Below are 15437 nucleotides of genomic sequence, written 5' to 3' on the forward strand. Positions count from 1 at the left end.
TCTCGAGGCGTCGCCGTCGGCGCGCGATCGATCGGTGGTGTGCTGTGTCGTCGTCCCGTTTCCGTCTCCGCCCCCTCCTTCTCGCCGTGACCCTCGCGGCCGCAGCGGTGCTCGCCACCGCCGCGCCCGCCGCGGCCCACGACGAGCTGCTCGGGAGCACCCCGGCATCCGGTGAGGCGCTCGGCAGTGCACCGACGGAGGTGACGCTCACCTTCTCAGCCGATGTGCTGACGATCGGTGCGGCCGTCATCGTCGCCGACGGCGAGGGGAAGGACTGGGCAGCAGCAGCGCCCGCCGTCGACAACGGCGTGGTGTCGGTGCCTCTCGTTCCGGCTCTGCCCGCCGGCGGGTACGAGATCCGCTGGCGCGTCGTCTCGCAGGACGGCCATCCGATCAGCGGTCTCATCCCGTTCACGGTCGGAGGCGCCGCGCCGCTGACGCGGACGTCCGTCGCCGCATCGCCGACGGACGCGACGGACACCACCGCCACCCCCACCCCACAGGACCAGAGCGCACGAGAGGACCAGGGGATCATCCGCATCCTGCTGGTCGGCGCGGGCGGGGCGATCATCGCCGTCGCCGCCTACGCCGCTTTCCATCTCCTCCGCCGCAAGAAAGGCACCTCACAGTGAGCATCCACACCACCACCCGCACCCGCCTGAACATCGCCGCGCGCGCCGGCGCTCTGATGAGCGTCGGCCTGCTGGCCCTCGCCGGGTGCGCCAGCACGACCCCGTCCGCGGGATCGACGCCCTCGACGTCGGCGAGCGCGGCTGACGCCACCACCGCAGCCGTCACCGTCTCCGACGCGTGGGTAAAGGCGGCCGACTCCGGCATGTCCGCCGCCTTCGGCACGCTGCACAACGACTCGAAGAGCGACGTCACGCTCGTGTCGGCGACCTCGCCGGCGTCGTCCATGCTGCAGCTGCACGAGACGGTCGCCGACGCATCGGGCGCCATGGTCATGAAGGAGAAGGACGGCGGGTTCGTCATTCCGGCAGGGGGCGAGCTCGTGCTGCAGCCCGGCGGCAACCACATCATGCTGATGGACCTGACAGCTCCCCTCAAGGCCGGGGAGGACACCACCTTCACGCTGACGTTCTCCGACGGCTCCACCACGGAGTTCTCGGCACCGGTGAAGGACTACTCCGGCGCGAACGAGAACTACCAGAGCGGCGACATGCAGATGAGCCCCACCCCGTCGACGACGCCGAGCCACTGATGGCGGCGCCCGCACCGGGCGCACGTCGACCGTCGTCGACCCGGCGGCAGTTCCTCCTCGGAGGGGCTGTCGCCGGCGTCGGCGCCGCCGCCGCGATCGGCGTCGACCTCGCCCTCACCTCCACGGCCCCGGCGGGCCCGCCGGCCTCGGCATCCGTCCCCCTCAACGGCGCGGATGTCGTGCCCTTCCACGGCGTGCACCAGGCCGGGATCGACACCGACGCCCAGGCGCACGCCACCTTCGTCGCGCTCGACCTGCGCGCCGACGTCGACCGCGAGGGTCTGCGCCGCCTGTTGCGCGTGCTGTCCGACGACGCCGAGCGCTTGACGCAGGGCTCACCCGCCCTGGCCGACTCCGAACCGGAGCTCGCCGCAGCGCCCGCGCGCCTCACGATCACCTTCGGCTTCGGGCCCGGCCTCGTCGCGCGCGCCCAGGGTGTGGCGCCCGACTGGCTGCGTCCGCTGCCGCCGTTCGGAATCGACCGCCTGCGCGACGAGTTCAGTCACGGCGACCTGCTGCTGCAGATCGCCGGCGATGACCCGCTGACACTCGCGCACGCGACGCGCATGCTGTTGAAGGACGCACGCAGCTTCGCCGAGGTCCGCTGGACGCAGCAGGGCTTCCGTCGCGCGTACGGCACGGTCGCGCCCGGCACCACCATGCGCAACCTGTTCGGTCAGGTCGACGGCACCGCCAACCCGCAGCCCGGGACGACGCACTTCGACGAGATCGTCTGGTCGGATGCCGGGTGGCTGGCCGGCGGCACGGGCGCCGTCGTTCGCCGCATCCAGATGGACCTCGACAAGTGGGACAAGCTGGACCGCCCGGGGCGAGAGGACTCCGTCGGTCGCACCCTGTCCAACGGCGCGCCGCTCACCGGTGCGGCCGAGCACGACGAGCCCGACTTCGAGGCGAAGACCCCGATCGGCTTCCCCGTGATCCCCGAGTTCTCCCACATGCGCCGCTCACGGCCCGACGATGTGAGACAGCGGATCTTCCGTCGGGGATACAACTACGACGAGCGACCGACAGGGGGCGACGTGTCCGATTCCGGCCTCATCTTCGCGTCGTTCCAGGCCGACGTCGACGCCCAGTTCGTGCCCATCCAGCGGCGGCTGGACGAGCTCGACCTGCTCAACGAGTGGACGACACCGATCGGGTCGGCGGTGTTCGCGATCCCTCCGGGATGCCGGCCGGGTGGATACATCGGCGAGACGCTGCTGGCATGACGAAACGCCGCGGCGAACAGACCGGTAATACTGCGGAGTCCATCGCGCGCGCACCTCGTGCTGCCCCTATTCTGGAGCGGCGCGAGGTGCGGCACATCCACCGCCGGGGGGTCGGCTCGAAGAGAGGTGTCCTGGGGATGGTGGATGCGGCATCCGTCGCCATCGTCGATGACCATGAACTCGTCGCGATGGCGGTGCAGAACCTCCTCGTCGCGATACCCGAGGTCGTCTTCGTCGGTCACGCCCGCACCGTCGACGAGCTGGTGCGCCACGCGCGACCCGCCGATCTGGTGCTGCTGGATCTGAGCCTGCGCGACGGATCGCATCCCGCGGACAACGTCGCGACGCTGCGCCGGTGGGGCGCCCAGGTGCTCGTGCTGACCTCGGGCGAGGACCCCTACCTCGTGCGCGCCGCCTCACGCGCCGACATCCGCGGCGTCGTGCGCAAGTCCGCGCCGTCGGCGGGTCTGCTCACCGCGATCGTGTCGGCGTCGCGCGGCGAACACGTCTCGACGGCGGAATGGGCCTCGGCGCTGGATACCGACCCCCTGCTGGAGGGCGCCCCTCTGACGGCACGCGAACGCGAGGTCCTGGCGCTGTACGCCTCGGGGCTCGGCGCGCGCGATGTCGCGACACGGCTGTTCATCTCCGAGAACACCGTCAACGATCACCTTCGCCGCATCCGCTCCGTCTACCACCAGCTGGGCCGCCCGGCGGCGACGAAGGTCGAGCTGTACCAGCGGGGACTCGAAGACGGCTTCGTGCCGGTGCCACGGCGTGAGTGACACGGATGCCGCGGAGCGGGCGGCTCGACGGTTGCTGCTGGCCACCAGCGGCGCGATGGTGGCGGCGGTCGGCACGTTCAATCTGACCGTCGTGGCCCGCGACAGCCCCGTCTTTCCCCTCTGGTATCTGATCATCGTGATCACCGCCGCGGCCACCACGATCGTGGGCGGGGCGCTCTCCCCCCTGCTGGACACCCGGATGCTGCGCCGCACGGCGGGCGCCGCGACGGTGCTGTTCTGGGCGGCGCTGATCCTGTTCGCCCCGGCGGCGGAGGCATCGGAGATGGAGCGGATGCCGTGGGTGCTGACGGCATCCAGCGCCGCCACCGCGTGCGCACTGGTCGCCTTCGGTCCCCGTGCGGGGTGGGCCACGCTGGCGGTCGGGACCCTCGCGGGCGTGACGTACCGCCTCGCGTTCGGAGGCTTCGATCTGGACGGAATCGTCAACGATTCGCACGCGCTGCTGACCGCGGCGGTGGTCTGCGTGCTGGGCGGGCACGTGCTGTCGGTGAGCGCCGACCTCGATGCCGCCGCGGCGGAACGACGCTCCGCCGCCGCCCGTGAGTCAGCCGAGCGGGGCCGTCTGGCGGCGCGTACGCACGCGGCCGCCCTCGTCCACGACGAGGTGCTGGCGACGCTCGTGCTGGCCGCCTCCGAACTGCCGGTTCCGCTCGATCGACTCGCCGTCCAGGCGCGGCGAGCGGCGAGCATGGTCACGTCTCTGGTCGATGACGGCGCGCGCGAACCTCTCCCCCTGCACGCCGAGCTCGTCATGGAGACCCGTCGGCAGGGCGCGGAGCTGACGTGCGACATCGAAGGCCCCCTCCTGCTCGACGACGGCGCGACCACGGCGATGGTGGGGGCGACGCGACAGGCGCTGACCAACGCCGCCCGGCATGCCCCGCTGGCCAGGCGCCATGTGCATCTGCGCTCACGCGGCAACGACGTCCGCATCGACATCGTCGACGATGGCCCCGGCTTCGAGATGGCCCGCATCGGAGATGATCGACTCGGCATCCGCCAGAGCATCGTCGCGCGCATGGAACGCCTTCCGGGCGGCGCCGCCGAGATCGTCTCCGCGCCCGGCGCCGGCACCCGCGTCACGCTGCGATACGCGACGCCCACCCCGGGCGCCGAGATGGCGGCGGTCACCGACTCCGCGGCGCTGCGGCGAGGAGTGACGCGCATCGCGGTGGGCTACGTCGTGCTGCAGTCGTTGTGCGCCGTGGCGGCGACGGTCGCGGCGCCGCACACGTGGGCGCTTCAGGTGGTGGCACTGGCCGGGACCCTGCTGACCGCCGAGCTGCTGCGCCGAGCTCTTCCCGCGGTGCCGTCGTGGCGACGGTCGATCAGCGTCGTCGGGCTCGTGGTGGGCGGCACCGTGGGCACCGTCGCGGTCTCCCCGCTGACCTACGGCGCCCTGTGGCCGGTGATGGCACTGTCGTTCCTGCTCGTGCCGCTGGCTCTGCGCGGGCGCAGTGGCACGGCGCTCGCCGGTGCGGCGCTCGTCGTCGGCGTCGTGATCGCCGGGGGAGCGGCCCAGGGCGTCGCGCTCGGCCAGATCCTCCAGCTGATCACCCGCCCCGCGCTCGTCGTCGGCGTCGCCGTCGTGATGCTGCACGTCATCGCGCGCATGCAGCGCGGCATCGGCGTCCTGCACCACGAGGCCGTCGCCGCGGCGGAACGGCAGAGCTGGTCGATGTCGGCGCGTGCAGAGCTGCGCACGCGCGCCGACGATCTCGCCGCCTCGGTCGTCCCCCTGCTGGACCGCATCGCCGAGGGGAGCCCGCCTTCACCCGACGAGCGGCGCGCCTATGCGGCGCAGGAGGGCCGGCTGCGCGACGACCTCCGTGCCGGCACGCTGGCGCGTGAGCCTCTGCGCAGCGCCGTCGCCGCCGCGCGTGCCCGTGGGGTCGACGTGGTCCTGCTCGACGACAGCGGCACCGCCGACGATGACGGTGTCGACGCGGCCGTGGGGTGGATGGCCGAGAGCATCTCCGAGGCGCGTCGGCACGTCGTCGGCCGCCTGCATCCGAACGGACGAGCCGTGCGGGCCACCATCGCCATCGACGGCCGCCCGCACGTGTTCGACGCCGTCAGCGGTCACGACCCGTCGAGGAGCTTCCACGGCGAGTAGTCGTGGTCGAGCACCGATCGATCGGGGCGCTGCCCCCGCGACCACCACCGCGCTTCGTACCCGCTGCCGTCGTACATGACGCGGTCGCCCTGGTTGTACAGAGCCGTGGCGGACCATTCCGGGTAGGTTCCCTCCGGCAGCTGAGGCAGCGTGAACGGACGGTCGGTCGACAGCACGGGTCCCACGTAGGTCCAGGCGGATGCCGCGGCATCCAGCGAGGGGTCATCGGGCTGGGGGCCGTCTTCGTTCCACCACTTGGACACGTAGACCGAGCCCCGCCAGACCACGAACACTCCGGCCGAGTAGAACGACTGCGACGTCCACAGCGGGAAGGGGCTGGTGGCGGCGTCGTCGGGGACGACCGGGCCGTCGTGCGGGGTGACGGGCTCCCCCGACGGCGTGCCCGTGTGCCCGTCGGCGAGGATGCCGGCGAAGCTCACGCCGGCCTGATCGATGCCGCTGCACAGGGGCGAGACCCGATGCACGAGCGGGTAGTTCGATCCGCAGGTGCGGTCGCGGTTGACAGACCACATCGACATCCGCGCGACACCCTGCGCGGAGGCGAAGGCGGCGAGCGCCCGGGCGTCATCGAGCGTGAAGACCTCGCGCTCGATGTCGCTCTGGCCGATCATCGGAGTCGCCCCCAGCAGTGCCCACGCCCCGCCCGGCGGCAGGGCGCGACCGTGAGCGCTCCACAGGTCGGTGACCTGGCGCGCGGTGGCGTTCAGCGCGCTGATCGCAAGCGACGAGGTCGAGGCGGCGTGGTCGTCGGCGTTGAAGTCCATCGTCATGGCGTTGACGCCGGCGATCTCGGCGCCGCCGTCGAGCATCGCCGAGACCTGCGCGGAGCCCTGGGCGGTGAGCCCGCCGGGTGCCACGGGCAGCGTGAGCCACACCTGCAGCGACGTGCCCTCCGCGCTCCGCTGCTTCTGCAGCTGGGCGATCGCGGCGGCCCGGCGTGCCGTCGCCGCCGCGTCGTCGAGAGCGTCGTGTTCGATGTCGAGGTCGACGGTGTCGATGCCGTACCTGTCGAGCACGGTGCCGTATGCCGTCGCCAGGGCGTCGACCGTCGCACACGCAGAGGCCAGCTCGGTGTTGAGGGCACCGCCGAACGACACGGCGAGCGGGCGCCCCTCGCGGTGCATCCGCTCGACGCGACGATCGAGCTGGAAGCGCTGGGCGGCGGCGTCGAGGGTGTACGCGCGTCCCCAGGTGGGCGTGCAGTCATCGTCGCCGGCCGCGACGACGAAGGCGAGCACGAGTCCCCCGGGGGCATCGTCCATCGTGCTGCGAGACAGCTCGTCGCCGGATTCGAGCGTGACGTCGTAGTAGGGCGCGAACCAGCGGTGGGCGGCATCGGCGCCGGTCACCGCCGGCGGCAGCGTCGGCACGAGGGCGGCTGCGGTCGCGCCGAGTCCGAGCGTGGCGACGACGGCCATGCTGAGGGCGAGTCGCCCGAACGACAGCTGCCGTCCGGCGAATCGCGAGCGCCGCGGCGCGTGCACCGGGCTCACGACAGCGCCCCGATCGCATCCAGCGGGCCGTCGTCGAGCACCGCAGCCCACCGCGGCGAGGAGGCGACCGCGGGCGCGGCGGCATCCTTCTTCTCCACCCAGATCCAATCCATCCAGGCGAACCAGAGATCGGATGCCGCGGCACGCACGCCGATGAGGCGCACGATCGCCCAGAGCGTCGCGCCCGCGGTGAACGCCGCGAACACCGCGGTCCCCCAGGCTCCGGCCATTCCGGCGCGCACGCCGATGGCGCCCGCCACGAGCACCATCGCCGCGGGGGCCACGAGGAAGAACGCCGGAACGCGGGTGCGCGAGGACACTTTGGGTGTCCGCGCGAACTGCGCCTTGCGCCCGGTGAGGATCTGGAGCACCGACGCCGCGCTGCCGGCGAGGTTGACGGGCAGCAGCAGCAGGTTGAGTCCGTAGATGGCGAGGATGTCACGCCGGTGGTAGCCGAGCATGCGCAGATCCGACGCCATCTCGACGAAGTAGGGCAGTGCGATGAGCATGAGCAGGAGGGTGACCAGTTGCCCGTCCATGGGGTAGAGCGTGAGCACGGCGAGAAGGCCCAGAGTGACCCACGAGATCGAACCCAGATAGTTCAGTCGGAGCAGCCGCTCGGCGACCCGCATCGGCTCGCCTCCGCGGCGGCGGCGAGCGGCGAGGGCGTTCAGGGCCGGGATGATCAGCAGTCCGCCGTCCGCCCAGCGGCGGCGCTGGATGACGAGGGAGCCGAAGTCGGGCGGCGTGGCGCTGTAGCTGAGGCGCTCCGGGTAGTTCATCAGCGTCCAGCCGTGCTCGGCGATGTCGATGCTCGACTCGGTGTCCTCGATGGCGGTCCGGTCGGAGATGTACCGCACGATGCGTGTGCCGTCTTCCACCGCCTCGCGTCGCAGCGAGGCCAGGGCCTGCCAGCGCAGCACAGCGTTCGCTCCCACCCAGAAGGTGGCCCCGAACCCCGTGAGGCCCTGGTGCACGATGTGCTGCAGGTCGGTGGTCGCCCCGGCGATGCGCTCGAGCCGCGTCGGAGCTCCGCGGTAGGCGGAGTAGGGCGTCTGGGTGACCGCCACGCGCGCGTTCTCCGGCTGCTCGAGGGCGTGCACCAGCGTCGTGCAGTACCCGGGCAGGAGCATCGAGTCGGCGTCGAGGGTCAGCACGTAGTCGGGTTCCGCCACCTCGAGGGTGCCGCGTCCTGCGCCGGCATCCTCGAGCACGCAGTGACCCCCCACCCATCGCTCTCGGTAGCGACCGCCGATCAGGCCGAGGTACGAGTTGAGGTTCATCGCCTTGTTGGACACGTGCGACAACGATGCGTAGCGCCGCCGCTCGAACGTGGAGGTCTCCGCACCGAAGATCCGCACGAGGCGGCTGACGAGCTGATCAGCACGCGCGAGGGTCAGGGGCGCCGCCCCGCTCTCCGCGGCTTCGAGCAGCGCCGCGGAGGTCGCGTCGAGATCGGATGCCAGACGGCGCAGCACCTGCTCGACGAAGAAGACCTCGACATGCGTCCGCGCCGGCGCCTCGTCGGCACGTGCGTGCAGCCACCGCGCGCACGCCGCGTGCTCGCGCATGACGAGCTCCGTCGCCTCGGCCGGGGAGAGCGCGCCCGTGCGAATGCGGGTGGCGGCGGCATCCACGCGCTCGAAGACGGGACGCAGTGCGGCATCCAGCTCCGCTGTCAGGGCGCGGCATCCCTCCAGGCCGGCGCGCGCCGCATCGTCGACCGGATCGGGGTCATCGTCCAGCAGCAACACGACATTCAGCCGCGGAAACTCCTGTAACGCGACGGACCACAACGCCATCCGCACGAGGTCCGGGTCTTCGCGCCGCGAGGGCAACAGCGCCGTCAGCAGGGGTTCGTGGGCGGAGAAGTGCTCGTCGATCGTGATGCGGCGGGGGTGGCGATGCGCCGCCAGACGCGGAAGCGCACCTGCTCGCGAGAGCAGATACATGCAGGCCGAGAACGTCAGCGCGGTCACCGAGACGAGGAACACCGTGGTGGCCAGCAGCTGAGTGGCGTCGACGAGCGCTCCGCCGCGCGAGAGGGCGACGATCACCGTGGCGAGGTAGAGCATCCACAGCACCACGCAGGCGATCAGCGCGACCCGCGACCGCGCGACGCGGGCCGTGGAGGGACGCGCATGCTGCGCCGGTTGCGGGGTCGCGTCACGATCCGTGCCGCGCTGGCGTCGGCGGGCGCGGGAGACGGCGGTGTCTGAAGTCATGGTCGACGTTCCTTCGACGGGGGGCCGCGATGTCGGGGGTCGCCGCGGCGACGTGCCCGACAAGTCCCAGGTCGGTCACGTTAAGGGCCATCGTGCCCGCAGCGGCTGCCTCGGCGAGGCCGGTTCGACCACCGGAATCGGTGGTTCTCCTTCGCACCCCGGCCACCCGATAGGGTCAGGCCATGTCGCTCCCTGCGGATGCCCTCGACGGCGCCCCTCGCCCCACGGCGCCACCGCCGCCGGCCGTCGCCCCGGATGCCTACCGCACGTTCGGCATCGTCGGATTCGTGCTGTCGTTCTTCGTCGTCCTCAATGTGGCCGGCCTCGTGATCAGCATCATCGCCCTGGTCGGCTCTCGTCGGAGCGGACACCGCAACGGGCTCGCACTCGCGGGCGTCGTCATCGCGGGCATCGGGGTCGCCGCGACGCTCGTGATCGTCTTCGTGGTCGGCGCTACCCTGGTAGATGCCTCGCAGACCTGTGCACGCCTCGGAGAAGGCGTGCACACCGTCGGGCCCGCGACGTACACCTGCGGACCCGGCTCCTTCTACGTCCGCTACAGCGGCTGACCGGCAGGCGCCGAAGCTGTAGCAGCCCGTCACGCAGAAACCCCCGGCAAGCTAACGCTCGCAGGGGGTTTCAACGTGACTCACGTGGCGGTGACGGTGGGATTTGAACCCACGGTAGGGGGTTACCCTACACAACTTTTCGAGAGTTGCACCTTCGGCCGCTCGGACACGTCACCGCCGACTAGCTTACGACACTCCGCGGGATGCCGCGAACCGGCTCACACCCCACCCCTCTCGGTTCCCGACGCAGCGGAGGGAAACGAGGAGATGTCGGATGCCGAGGAGCCGTCCGCCCACAACGATCCTCAGATCGCGACATCTCCTCGGAATCCGCGCCGCGCCGCGAACCGGCCGCGTCGAGGGTGGCCCTGCCCACCCCCTTCACGATGTCGCCGGGGCCGCCTAGCGTGAGGGGCATGGGAAAGCACGGGTGATGGCGCCGAAGATGACGCCGCAGCAGCGTCTCGTCCTCGTGATCGCCATCCTGGGGTCGTTCGTCGCTTTCCTCGACGGCACGATCGTCAACGTCGCCCTGCCGGCCATCGCGCGCGACCTCGGCGGAGGCCTGTCCACCCAGCAGTGGACGGTCGACGCCTACCTCGTGACCCTCGGCGCGCTCATCCTCGTCGCGGGCGCCGTCAGCGACGCGTTCGGCCGCATCCTCGTGCTGCGCATCGGCCTCATCGGCTTCGGCGTCGCCTCGGTCGCCGTCGCCCTGTCCCCCTCCCCCGAGCTGCTCGTCGCGGCGCGCGCGGTGCAGGGAGCGGCCGGGGCATTCCTCGTCCCGAGCTCGCTCGCCCTCATCACCGCCACGATGCACGACCCGCTGCGCTCCCGCGCGATCGGCATCTGGACGGCATCCACCACCGCGGCCATGATCGTGGGCCCCCTGGTGGGCGGAATGATCGTCGACAACTCCTCGTGGCGATGGGCGTTCGGGATCAACCTCCTTCCCATCGCCGTCGCCCTGTGGCTGCTCAGCCGACTCACCCACAGCGACGAGCGCCGCGCCGGCGCCCACGTCGATGTGCTCGGGGCGATCATGTGCACCCTCGGCCTCGGCGCGGCGGTGTTCGCCCTCATCGAGCAGCCCAACCTCGGCTGGACCTCACCGGCGATCTGGATGCCGGGGCTCGCGGGGCTCGTCCTGCTCGCCGGGTTCGTGTGGCGCCAGCGTCACGTTGCCGATCCGATCCTGCCCCTCGACCTCTTCCGCAGCCGCAACTTCTCCGCCGGCAACCTCTCGACTCTCTTCATCTATGCCGCCCTGTCGCTCAACGGCTTCGTGCTCGCGATCTATCTGCAGCAGGGCGCGGGCCTCAGCGCCACCCTCGCCGGACTCGCGAGCCTGCCGACGACACTGCTCATGATCGCCCTGAGCGCACGCATCGGCGCTCTGGTCGGCCGGTGGGGACCCCGGCTGTTCATGACCGCAGGCCCGCTGATCATGGCCGGCGGCGCCCTGCTCCTGCTTCTCGTCGCCGATGACTTCGACTACTGGTGGCAGGTGCTGCCGGGGATGATCGTGTTCGGTCTGGGACTCGCGCTCACGGTGTCGCCGCTGACGTCCACGATCCTCGGCGCGACCGACCCGGACCGCTCCGGCATCGCCTCGGCCGTCAACAACGCCGTCGCCCGCGTCGCGGGGCTCCTCCCGATCGCCGCACTGGCGGCCATCACCGGCGGAACCCTCGATCTCGCGGGCTTCCACCGCGCGGCGATCACGACGGCCGCGCTCCTCGTCGTCGGCGGCCTCGTCGCGCTCGGCGGCATCCGCAACCCGTCCTCCGCCGGGCAGGCTCAGCCGGCCGCGGAGCCTCCCGGCCCATAGAGCGCTGCAATGCCGGGCGACCCGATGCCGCCCTCGTACGTCGGATGCTGCGGCCACCCGCCCGGCGAATCCTCCCAGGCTTCCTGCCGCCCGTACGGCAGTACGTCGATGAGCCCGTGGAGGTGCCCGAGCTGCTCGGTGCCGCGACCGTCGGTGTGCCAGGTGCGGTACACCTTCTCCCCATCTCTGAGGAACACGTTCACGGCGAATCCCGCGTCGGGCGGCGCCCCCATGTCGGCTCCGAACGAACTGTTCGCCGTCGAGTACCAGTCCATGCGATTGCCGACCCGCTCCTTGTAGGCGGGCGCCTCATCGATGGGTCCCTGCGTCACGATGACGAACCGCGCGTCGTAGTCGTCGAGGAACTCCAGCCGCGTGAACTGGGCCGTCCAACTCGTACAGCCCGGACACTGCCACTGCTTCCCGTCCGTCCACATGTGGCTGTAGACGATCAGCTGCCGCCTGTCGCCGAAGAGGTCGACGAGCCGCACGGGACCGTCGGGACCCTCGAGAACGTAAGCGGGTAGCTCGACCATCGGCAGGCGCCGCCGCTGGGCCGCGATCGCGTCGAGCTCGCGCGTGGCCGCCTTCTCGCGCACGCGCAGGGCGGCCACCTCGCGTCGCCACGTCTCGAGATCGACCACCGGGGGCAGCGCAGGGGCATCTTCCGTCATGCGGCCATCGTTCGCCCCTCGGATGCCGCCCGCAAGACCCCCTGCACGCCGCGGTTTGGCACGGCTGCTGCACGCGGTGGCCGCGGCATCCCCCGGCCTGTCAGACTGGGGCCATGAGCGTGATCGAGAACTCGAAACTGACCGTCGTCGGCGCAGGAGCGGTCGGATCGTCCGTGGCCTACGCAGCCCTCATCCGCGGCTCCGCGCGCCACGTCGCCCTCTACGACATCGCCGCCGAGAAGACCGAGGCCGAGGTGCTCGATCTCGCCCACGGCGCCCAGTTCACCGGGTCGAGCGACATCATCGGCGGCGCCGACATCTCGGTCGCGAAGGGCTCGCACGTCGTCGTGATCACCGCCGGCGCGAAGCAGCGGCCGGGTCAGACGCGCATCGAGCTGGCCGGCGTCAACGCCAACATCCTCAAGTCGATGATGCCGCAGCTGCTCGACGTCGCCCCCGATGCCACGTTCGTCATCGTCACGAACCCGTGCGATGTGCTGACGGTGCTCGCGCAAGAGGCCACCGGCCTGCCCTACGAGCGGATCTTCGCGTCCGGCACCGTGCTGGACACCTCGCGCCTGCGCTGGAAGATCGCGCAGCGCGCGGGCGTCTCCATCTCCAGCGTGCACGCCTACATCGTGGGCGAGCACGGCGACACCGAGTTCCCGCTGTGGTCGCACGCGACGGTCGGCAACGTCCCGATCCTCGACTGGCAGCCGCTCGACGGCCAGCCGAAGTTCACGGTCGAGGAGCTCGACCAGATCGCCGTCGACGTGCGGGATGCCGCGTACAAGGTCATCCAGGGCAAGGGCGCGACCAACTACGCCATCGGCCTGTCCAGCGCCCGCATCGTCGAGGCGATCCTCGACGACGAGCACGCGGTCATGCCGGTCTCGGCGGTGCTCGACGACTTCCACGGCGTCAGCGGTGTCGCCCTGTCGGTGCCCGCGGTCGTCTCGGCCGCCGGCGCCGTGCCGATCCGCGAGACGTCGTTCTCCGACCACGAGCTCGGCCTGTTCCGTCGCTCGGCCGATGCGCTCCGCGAGGTCGCCGACTCCCTGCGCTGATCGTTCGCCCCGCCCGCGGGGCGCCCGACGCCACTGTCGGATGCCGCGACTAGCCTGAACGCATGGCATCCAAGCGCACCGCGACCACCAGCGCGTACCGCTGCACGGAGTGCGGCTGGACGAGCGCGAAGTGGGTCGGGCGGTGCGGCGAGTGCCAGCAGTGGGGAACGGTGGTCGAGGCGGTGTCTTCGGCTCCGGTGCACGCGGTGACGCCGCTCACTCCCACCCGTGCGGCGCGCCCCATCACCTCGATCGACACCCGCGAGACACCGCGACGGACCACCGGCGTCGGCGAGTTCGACCGCGTGCTGGGCGGTGGGCTCGTGCCGGGAGCGGCGATCCTGCTGTCCGGCGAGCCCGGCGTCGGAAAGTCGACGCTGCTGCTCGAGGTCGCCGCACAGACCGCCCGCGCCGGTCGGCGCGTGCTGTACGTCAGCGCCGAGGAATCGCTCGGACAGGTGCGGTTGCGCGCCGAGCGCACGGGGGCCCTCCACGACGATCTCTATCTCGCGAGCGAGACCGACCTCGCGACGATCCTGGGGCACGTCGACGACACACGTCCCGAGCTGTTGATCGTCGACTCGGTGCAGACGGTCGCCTCCAGCCTCGTCGACGGAGCCCCGGGGCATCCCAGCCAGGTGCGCGAGGTGGCGTCGACGCTCATCCGCGTGGCGAAGGAACGCGATCTTCCGGTCATCATCGTCGGCCACGTCACGAAAGACGGGCAGGTCGCGGGGCCGCGCGTGTTGGAGCACCTGGTCGATGTCGTGTGCCACTTCGAGGGCGATCGGCAGACCGCGCTGCGCTTCGTCCGCGCCCTGAAGAACCGGTTCGGTGCGACCGACGAGGTCGGCTGCTTCGAGCAGACCAGTAGCGGCATCGCCGAGGTGCCCGACCCGAGCGCCCTGTTCCTCGGCCACGGGTCACGCGAACCCGGCACCTGTGTGACGATCGCCATGGAGGGGCGCCGCGCCCTGCCGGTCGAAGTGCAGGCGCTCACGCTGCCCGGCTCGGGACCGAACCCACGACGCATCGTCAGCGGCGTCGACGGCGCACGCGTGGCGATGGTGCTCGCGGTGCTGGAGAAGCGCGCCGGCATCCGGGTGTCCGACCAGGACGTCTACGTCTCCACCGTGGGCGGCGTGCGCCTGATCGAGCCGGCCGCCGACCTCGCCATCGCCCTCGCCGTCGCGAGCGCGATCACGGGGCGCGCCACCCCGAAGGGTCTGGTCGCCATCGGTGAGCTGAGCCTCGCCGGCGAAGTGCGAGCGGTCACCTCCCATGAGCAGCGCCGCAACGAGGCGAACCGGGTCGGCTACCGATCCGTCATCGACACGGCATCCCGCGACCTGCGCGGCGCCCTGCGTGACCTCGCACAACGCCATCCCGTCGAACCGGGCGACCGCCCCGACTTCTGATCGCACCGCGTTTCGACTCGCTGCGCTCGCTCAACACCCGGGGTATCGCACCGCGTTTCGACTCGCTGCGCTCGCTCAACGCCCGGGGGGGGGTATCCACCGGTCGTTGCGCGAGGGCGCGCAGCGTCCGAGTCGAAACGCCCGCACCGACCGCCGAGACGCGCGTCAGGCTTCGAACGCGAGCGCCGCCAGCAGATCCGCCGGCGCGGCCTGCATCGCGTGCGGTCCCGCGATGTCGAAGAACACCGTGGTGATCTCGGATTCGTGAGCCGTGAGGAAGGCGCGCAGCCAATCCGGCGACTGCAGCGCGACGGCAGGGGGAAGAGCGGCGGGCTTGTTCGCGGCATCGCTGAACAGCAGCAGCGCGATGTCGCCGGTGTTCGAGTCGCGGTACGTCCAGACCTCGCCGGTGTCGCGCGGATCGTCGCGCTGCCCCGGCCGCAAGAGGGGTACCACCGTCGGACCGTGCCGCAGGGCGAACGCCAGCGCGGCCATGTCCTGCGTCTGCAGGGCATCCGCGAGCTGCGTGTTGCGGAATTCGAGCGGAGTCTTCGCGCGCTTCTTCCCGGCCATCCCTCCAGCATACGAGGGGCCTCGCACGCCGCGGCGGCTCGCCGGCCGCGCGCGACATCACGGACCCCGGCCAGAAAAGGGGGGGCCCTCTCGATCCCCACATTGGGGGCTGGGAGGATCGAGAGGGCCTGGGCTCATCGGGCAATCTGCCGAACGCCGGTCTTGGGGATGACACGACGACCGCCGTTGGGGG

General features: G+C 71.4%; 13 protein-coding genes and 1 tRNA gene. 9 read left to right on the top strand and 5 right to left on the bottom strand.

Annotation, left to right across the window (positions count from 1 at the left end):
- Positions 1 to 44: 44 nt before the first annotated feature.
- The 5 genes from DEU37_RS06390 to DEU37_RS06410 are packed head-to-tail and all read left to right on the top strand — an operon-like array spanning position 45 to position 5373.
- Entirely contained in the window at positions 45 to 632 is a 588-nt protein-coding gene (locus DEU37_RS06390) for a copper resistance CopC family protein (RefSeq protein WP_259457173.1), read from the top strand.
- On the top strand, positions 629 to 1222 hold the full coding sequence (locus tag DEU37_RS06395) for a copper chaperone PCu(A)C (RefSeq protein ID WP_310790686.1): 594 nt from the start codon (positions 629 to 631) through the stop codon (positions 1220 to 1222). The genes DEU37_RS06390 and DEU37_RS06395 overlap by 4 nt, the downstream gene beginning before the upstream one ends.
- Entirely contained in the window at positions 1222 to 2451 is a 1230-nt protein-coding gene (locus DEU37_RS06400) for a Dyp-type peroxidase (RefSeq protein ID WP_121189764.1), read from the top strand. The genes DEU37_RS06395 and DEU37_RS06400 overlap by 1 nt, the downstream gene beginning before the upstream one ends.
- Positions 2448 to 3236: a response regulator transcription factor gene (locus DEU37_RS06405; RefSeq protein WP_259457174.1), complete on the top strand. Its 789-nt coding sequence runs from the start codon at positions 2448 to 2450 to the stop codon at positions 3234 to 3236. The genes DEU37_RS06400 and DEU37_RS06405 overlap by 4 nt, the downstream gene beginning before the upstream one ends.
- The gene (locus DEU37_RS06410; protein WP_121189766.1) at positions 3229 to 5373 is read left to right on the top strand and encodes an ATP-binding protein; all 2145 of its coding nucleotides are present in this window, start codon (positions 3229 to 3231) and stop codon (positions 5371 to 5373) included. The genes DEU37_RS06405 and DEU37_RS06410 overlap by 8 nt, the downstream gene beginning before the upstream one ends.
- On the opposite strand, the gene DEU37_RS06415 is transcribed toward DEU37_RS06410, so the two are convergent.
- Positions 5340 to 6887 (bottom strand): carbohydrate-binding protein, encoded by a 1548-nt coding sequence (locus DEU37_RS06415; protein ID WP_121189767.1) that lies wholly within the window; start codon positions 6885 to 6887, stop codon positions 5340 to 5342. The two genes, DEU37_RS06410 and DEU37_RS06415, sit on opposite strands and share 34 nt — an antisense overlap.
- Complete coding sequence (locus tag DEU37_RS06420) at positions 6884 to 9112, bottom strand: glycosyltransferase family 2 protein (protein WP_121189768.1); 2229 nt, start codon at positions 9110 to 9112, stop codon at positions 6884 to 6886. Before DEU37_RS06420 ends, DEU37_RS06415 begins: the two co-directional genes overlap by 4 nt.
- Before the next feature lie 182 nt (positions 9113 to 9294).
- On the opposite strand from DEU37_RS06420, the gene DEU37_RS06425 reads away from it, so the two are divergent.
- Complete coding sequence (locus DEU37_RS06425) at positions 9295 to 9681, top strand: hypothetical protein (RefSeq protein WP_121189769.1); 387 nt, start codon at positions 9295 to 9297, stop codon at positions 9679 to 9681.
- 85 nt (positions 9682 to 9766) lie between these two features.
- Here DEU37_RS06425 and DEU37_RS06430 read toward each other — a convergent pair.
- Positions 9767 to 9857 (bottom strand) — tRNA-Ser (locus tag DEU37_RS06430).
- A gap of 257 nt (positions 9858 to 10114) precedes the next feature.
- On the opposite strand from DEU37_RS06430, the gene DEU37_RS06435 reads away from it, so the two are divergent.
- Complete coding sequence (locus tag DEU37_RS06435; RefSeq protein WP_121189770.1) at positions 10115 to 11512, top strand: MFS transporter; 1398 nt, start codon at positions 10115 to 10117, stop codon at positions 11510 to 11512.
- Here the strand turns inward: DEU37_RS06435 and DEU37_RS06440 are convergent.
- The gene (locus tag DEU37_RS06440) at positions 11482 to 12186 is read right to left on the bottom strand and encodes a DUF899 family protein (protein ID WP_121189771.1); all 705 of its coding nucleotides are present in this window, start codon (positions 12184 to 12186) and stop codon (positions 11482 to 11484) included. The genes DEU37_RS06435 and DEU37_RS06440 overlap by 31 nt on opposite strands.
- A gap of 113 nt (positions 12187 to 12299) precedes the next feature.
- On the opposite strand from DEU37_RS06440, the gene DEU37_RS06445 reads away from it, so the two are divergent.
- A complete protein-coding gene (locus tag DEU37_RS06445) occupies positions 12300 to 13253 on the top strand; it encodes an L-lactate dehydrogenase (protein ID WP_121189772.1) in 954 nt (317 codons plus the stop codon).
- A 62-nt stretch (positions 13254 to 13315) separates the two neighbouring features.
- Positions 13316 to 14671 carry a DNA repair protein RadA gene (gene radA / locus DEU37_RS06450; RefSeq protein WP_121189773.1) on the top strand — a complete coding sequence of 452 codons (1356 nt, stop codon included), beginning with the start codon at positions 13316 to 13318 and terminating at the stop codon, positions 14669 to 14671.
- A gap of 165 nt (positions 14672 to 14836) precedes the next feature.
- Here radA and DEU37_RS06455 read toward each other — a convergent pair whose 3' ends face one another.
- Positions 14837 to 15244, bottom strand: a complete 408-nt coding sequence (locus DEU37_RS06455) for a hypothetical protein (RefSeq protein ID WP_005050643.1) — start codon at positions 15242 to 15244, stop codon at positions 14837 to 14839.
- Positions 15245 to 15437: the final 193 nt, after the last annotated feature.

This window comes from Microbacterium sp. AG790 (assembly GCF_003634765.1).
GTDB lineage: Bacteria > Actinomycetota > Actinomycetes > Actinomycetales > Microbacteriaceae > Microbacterium.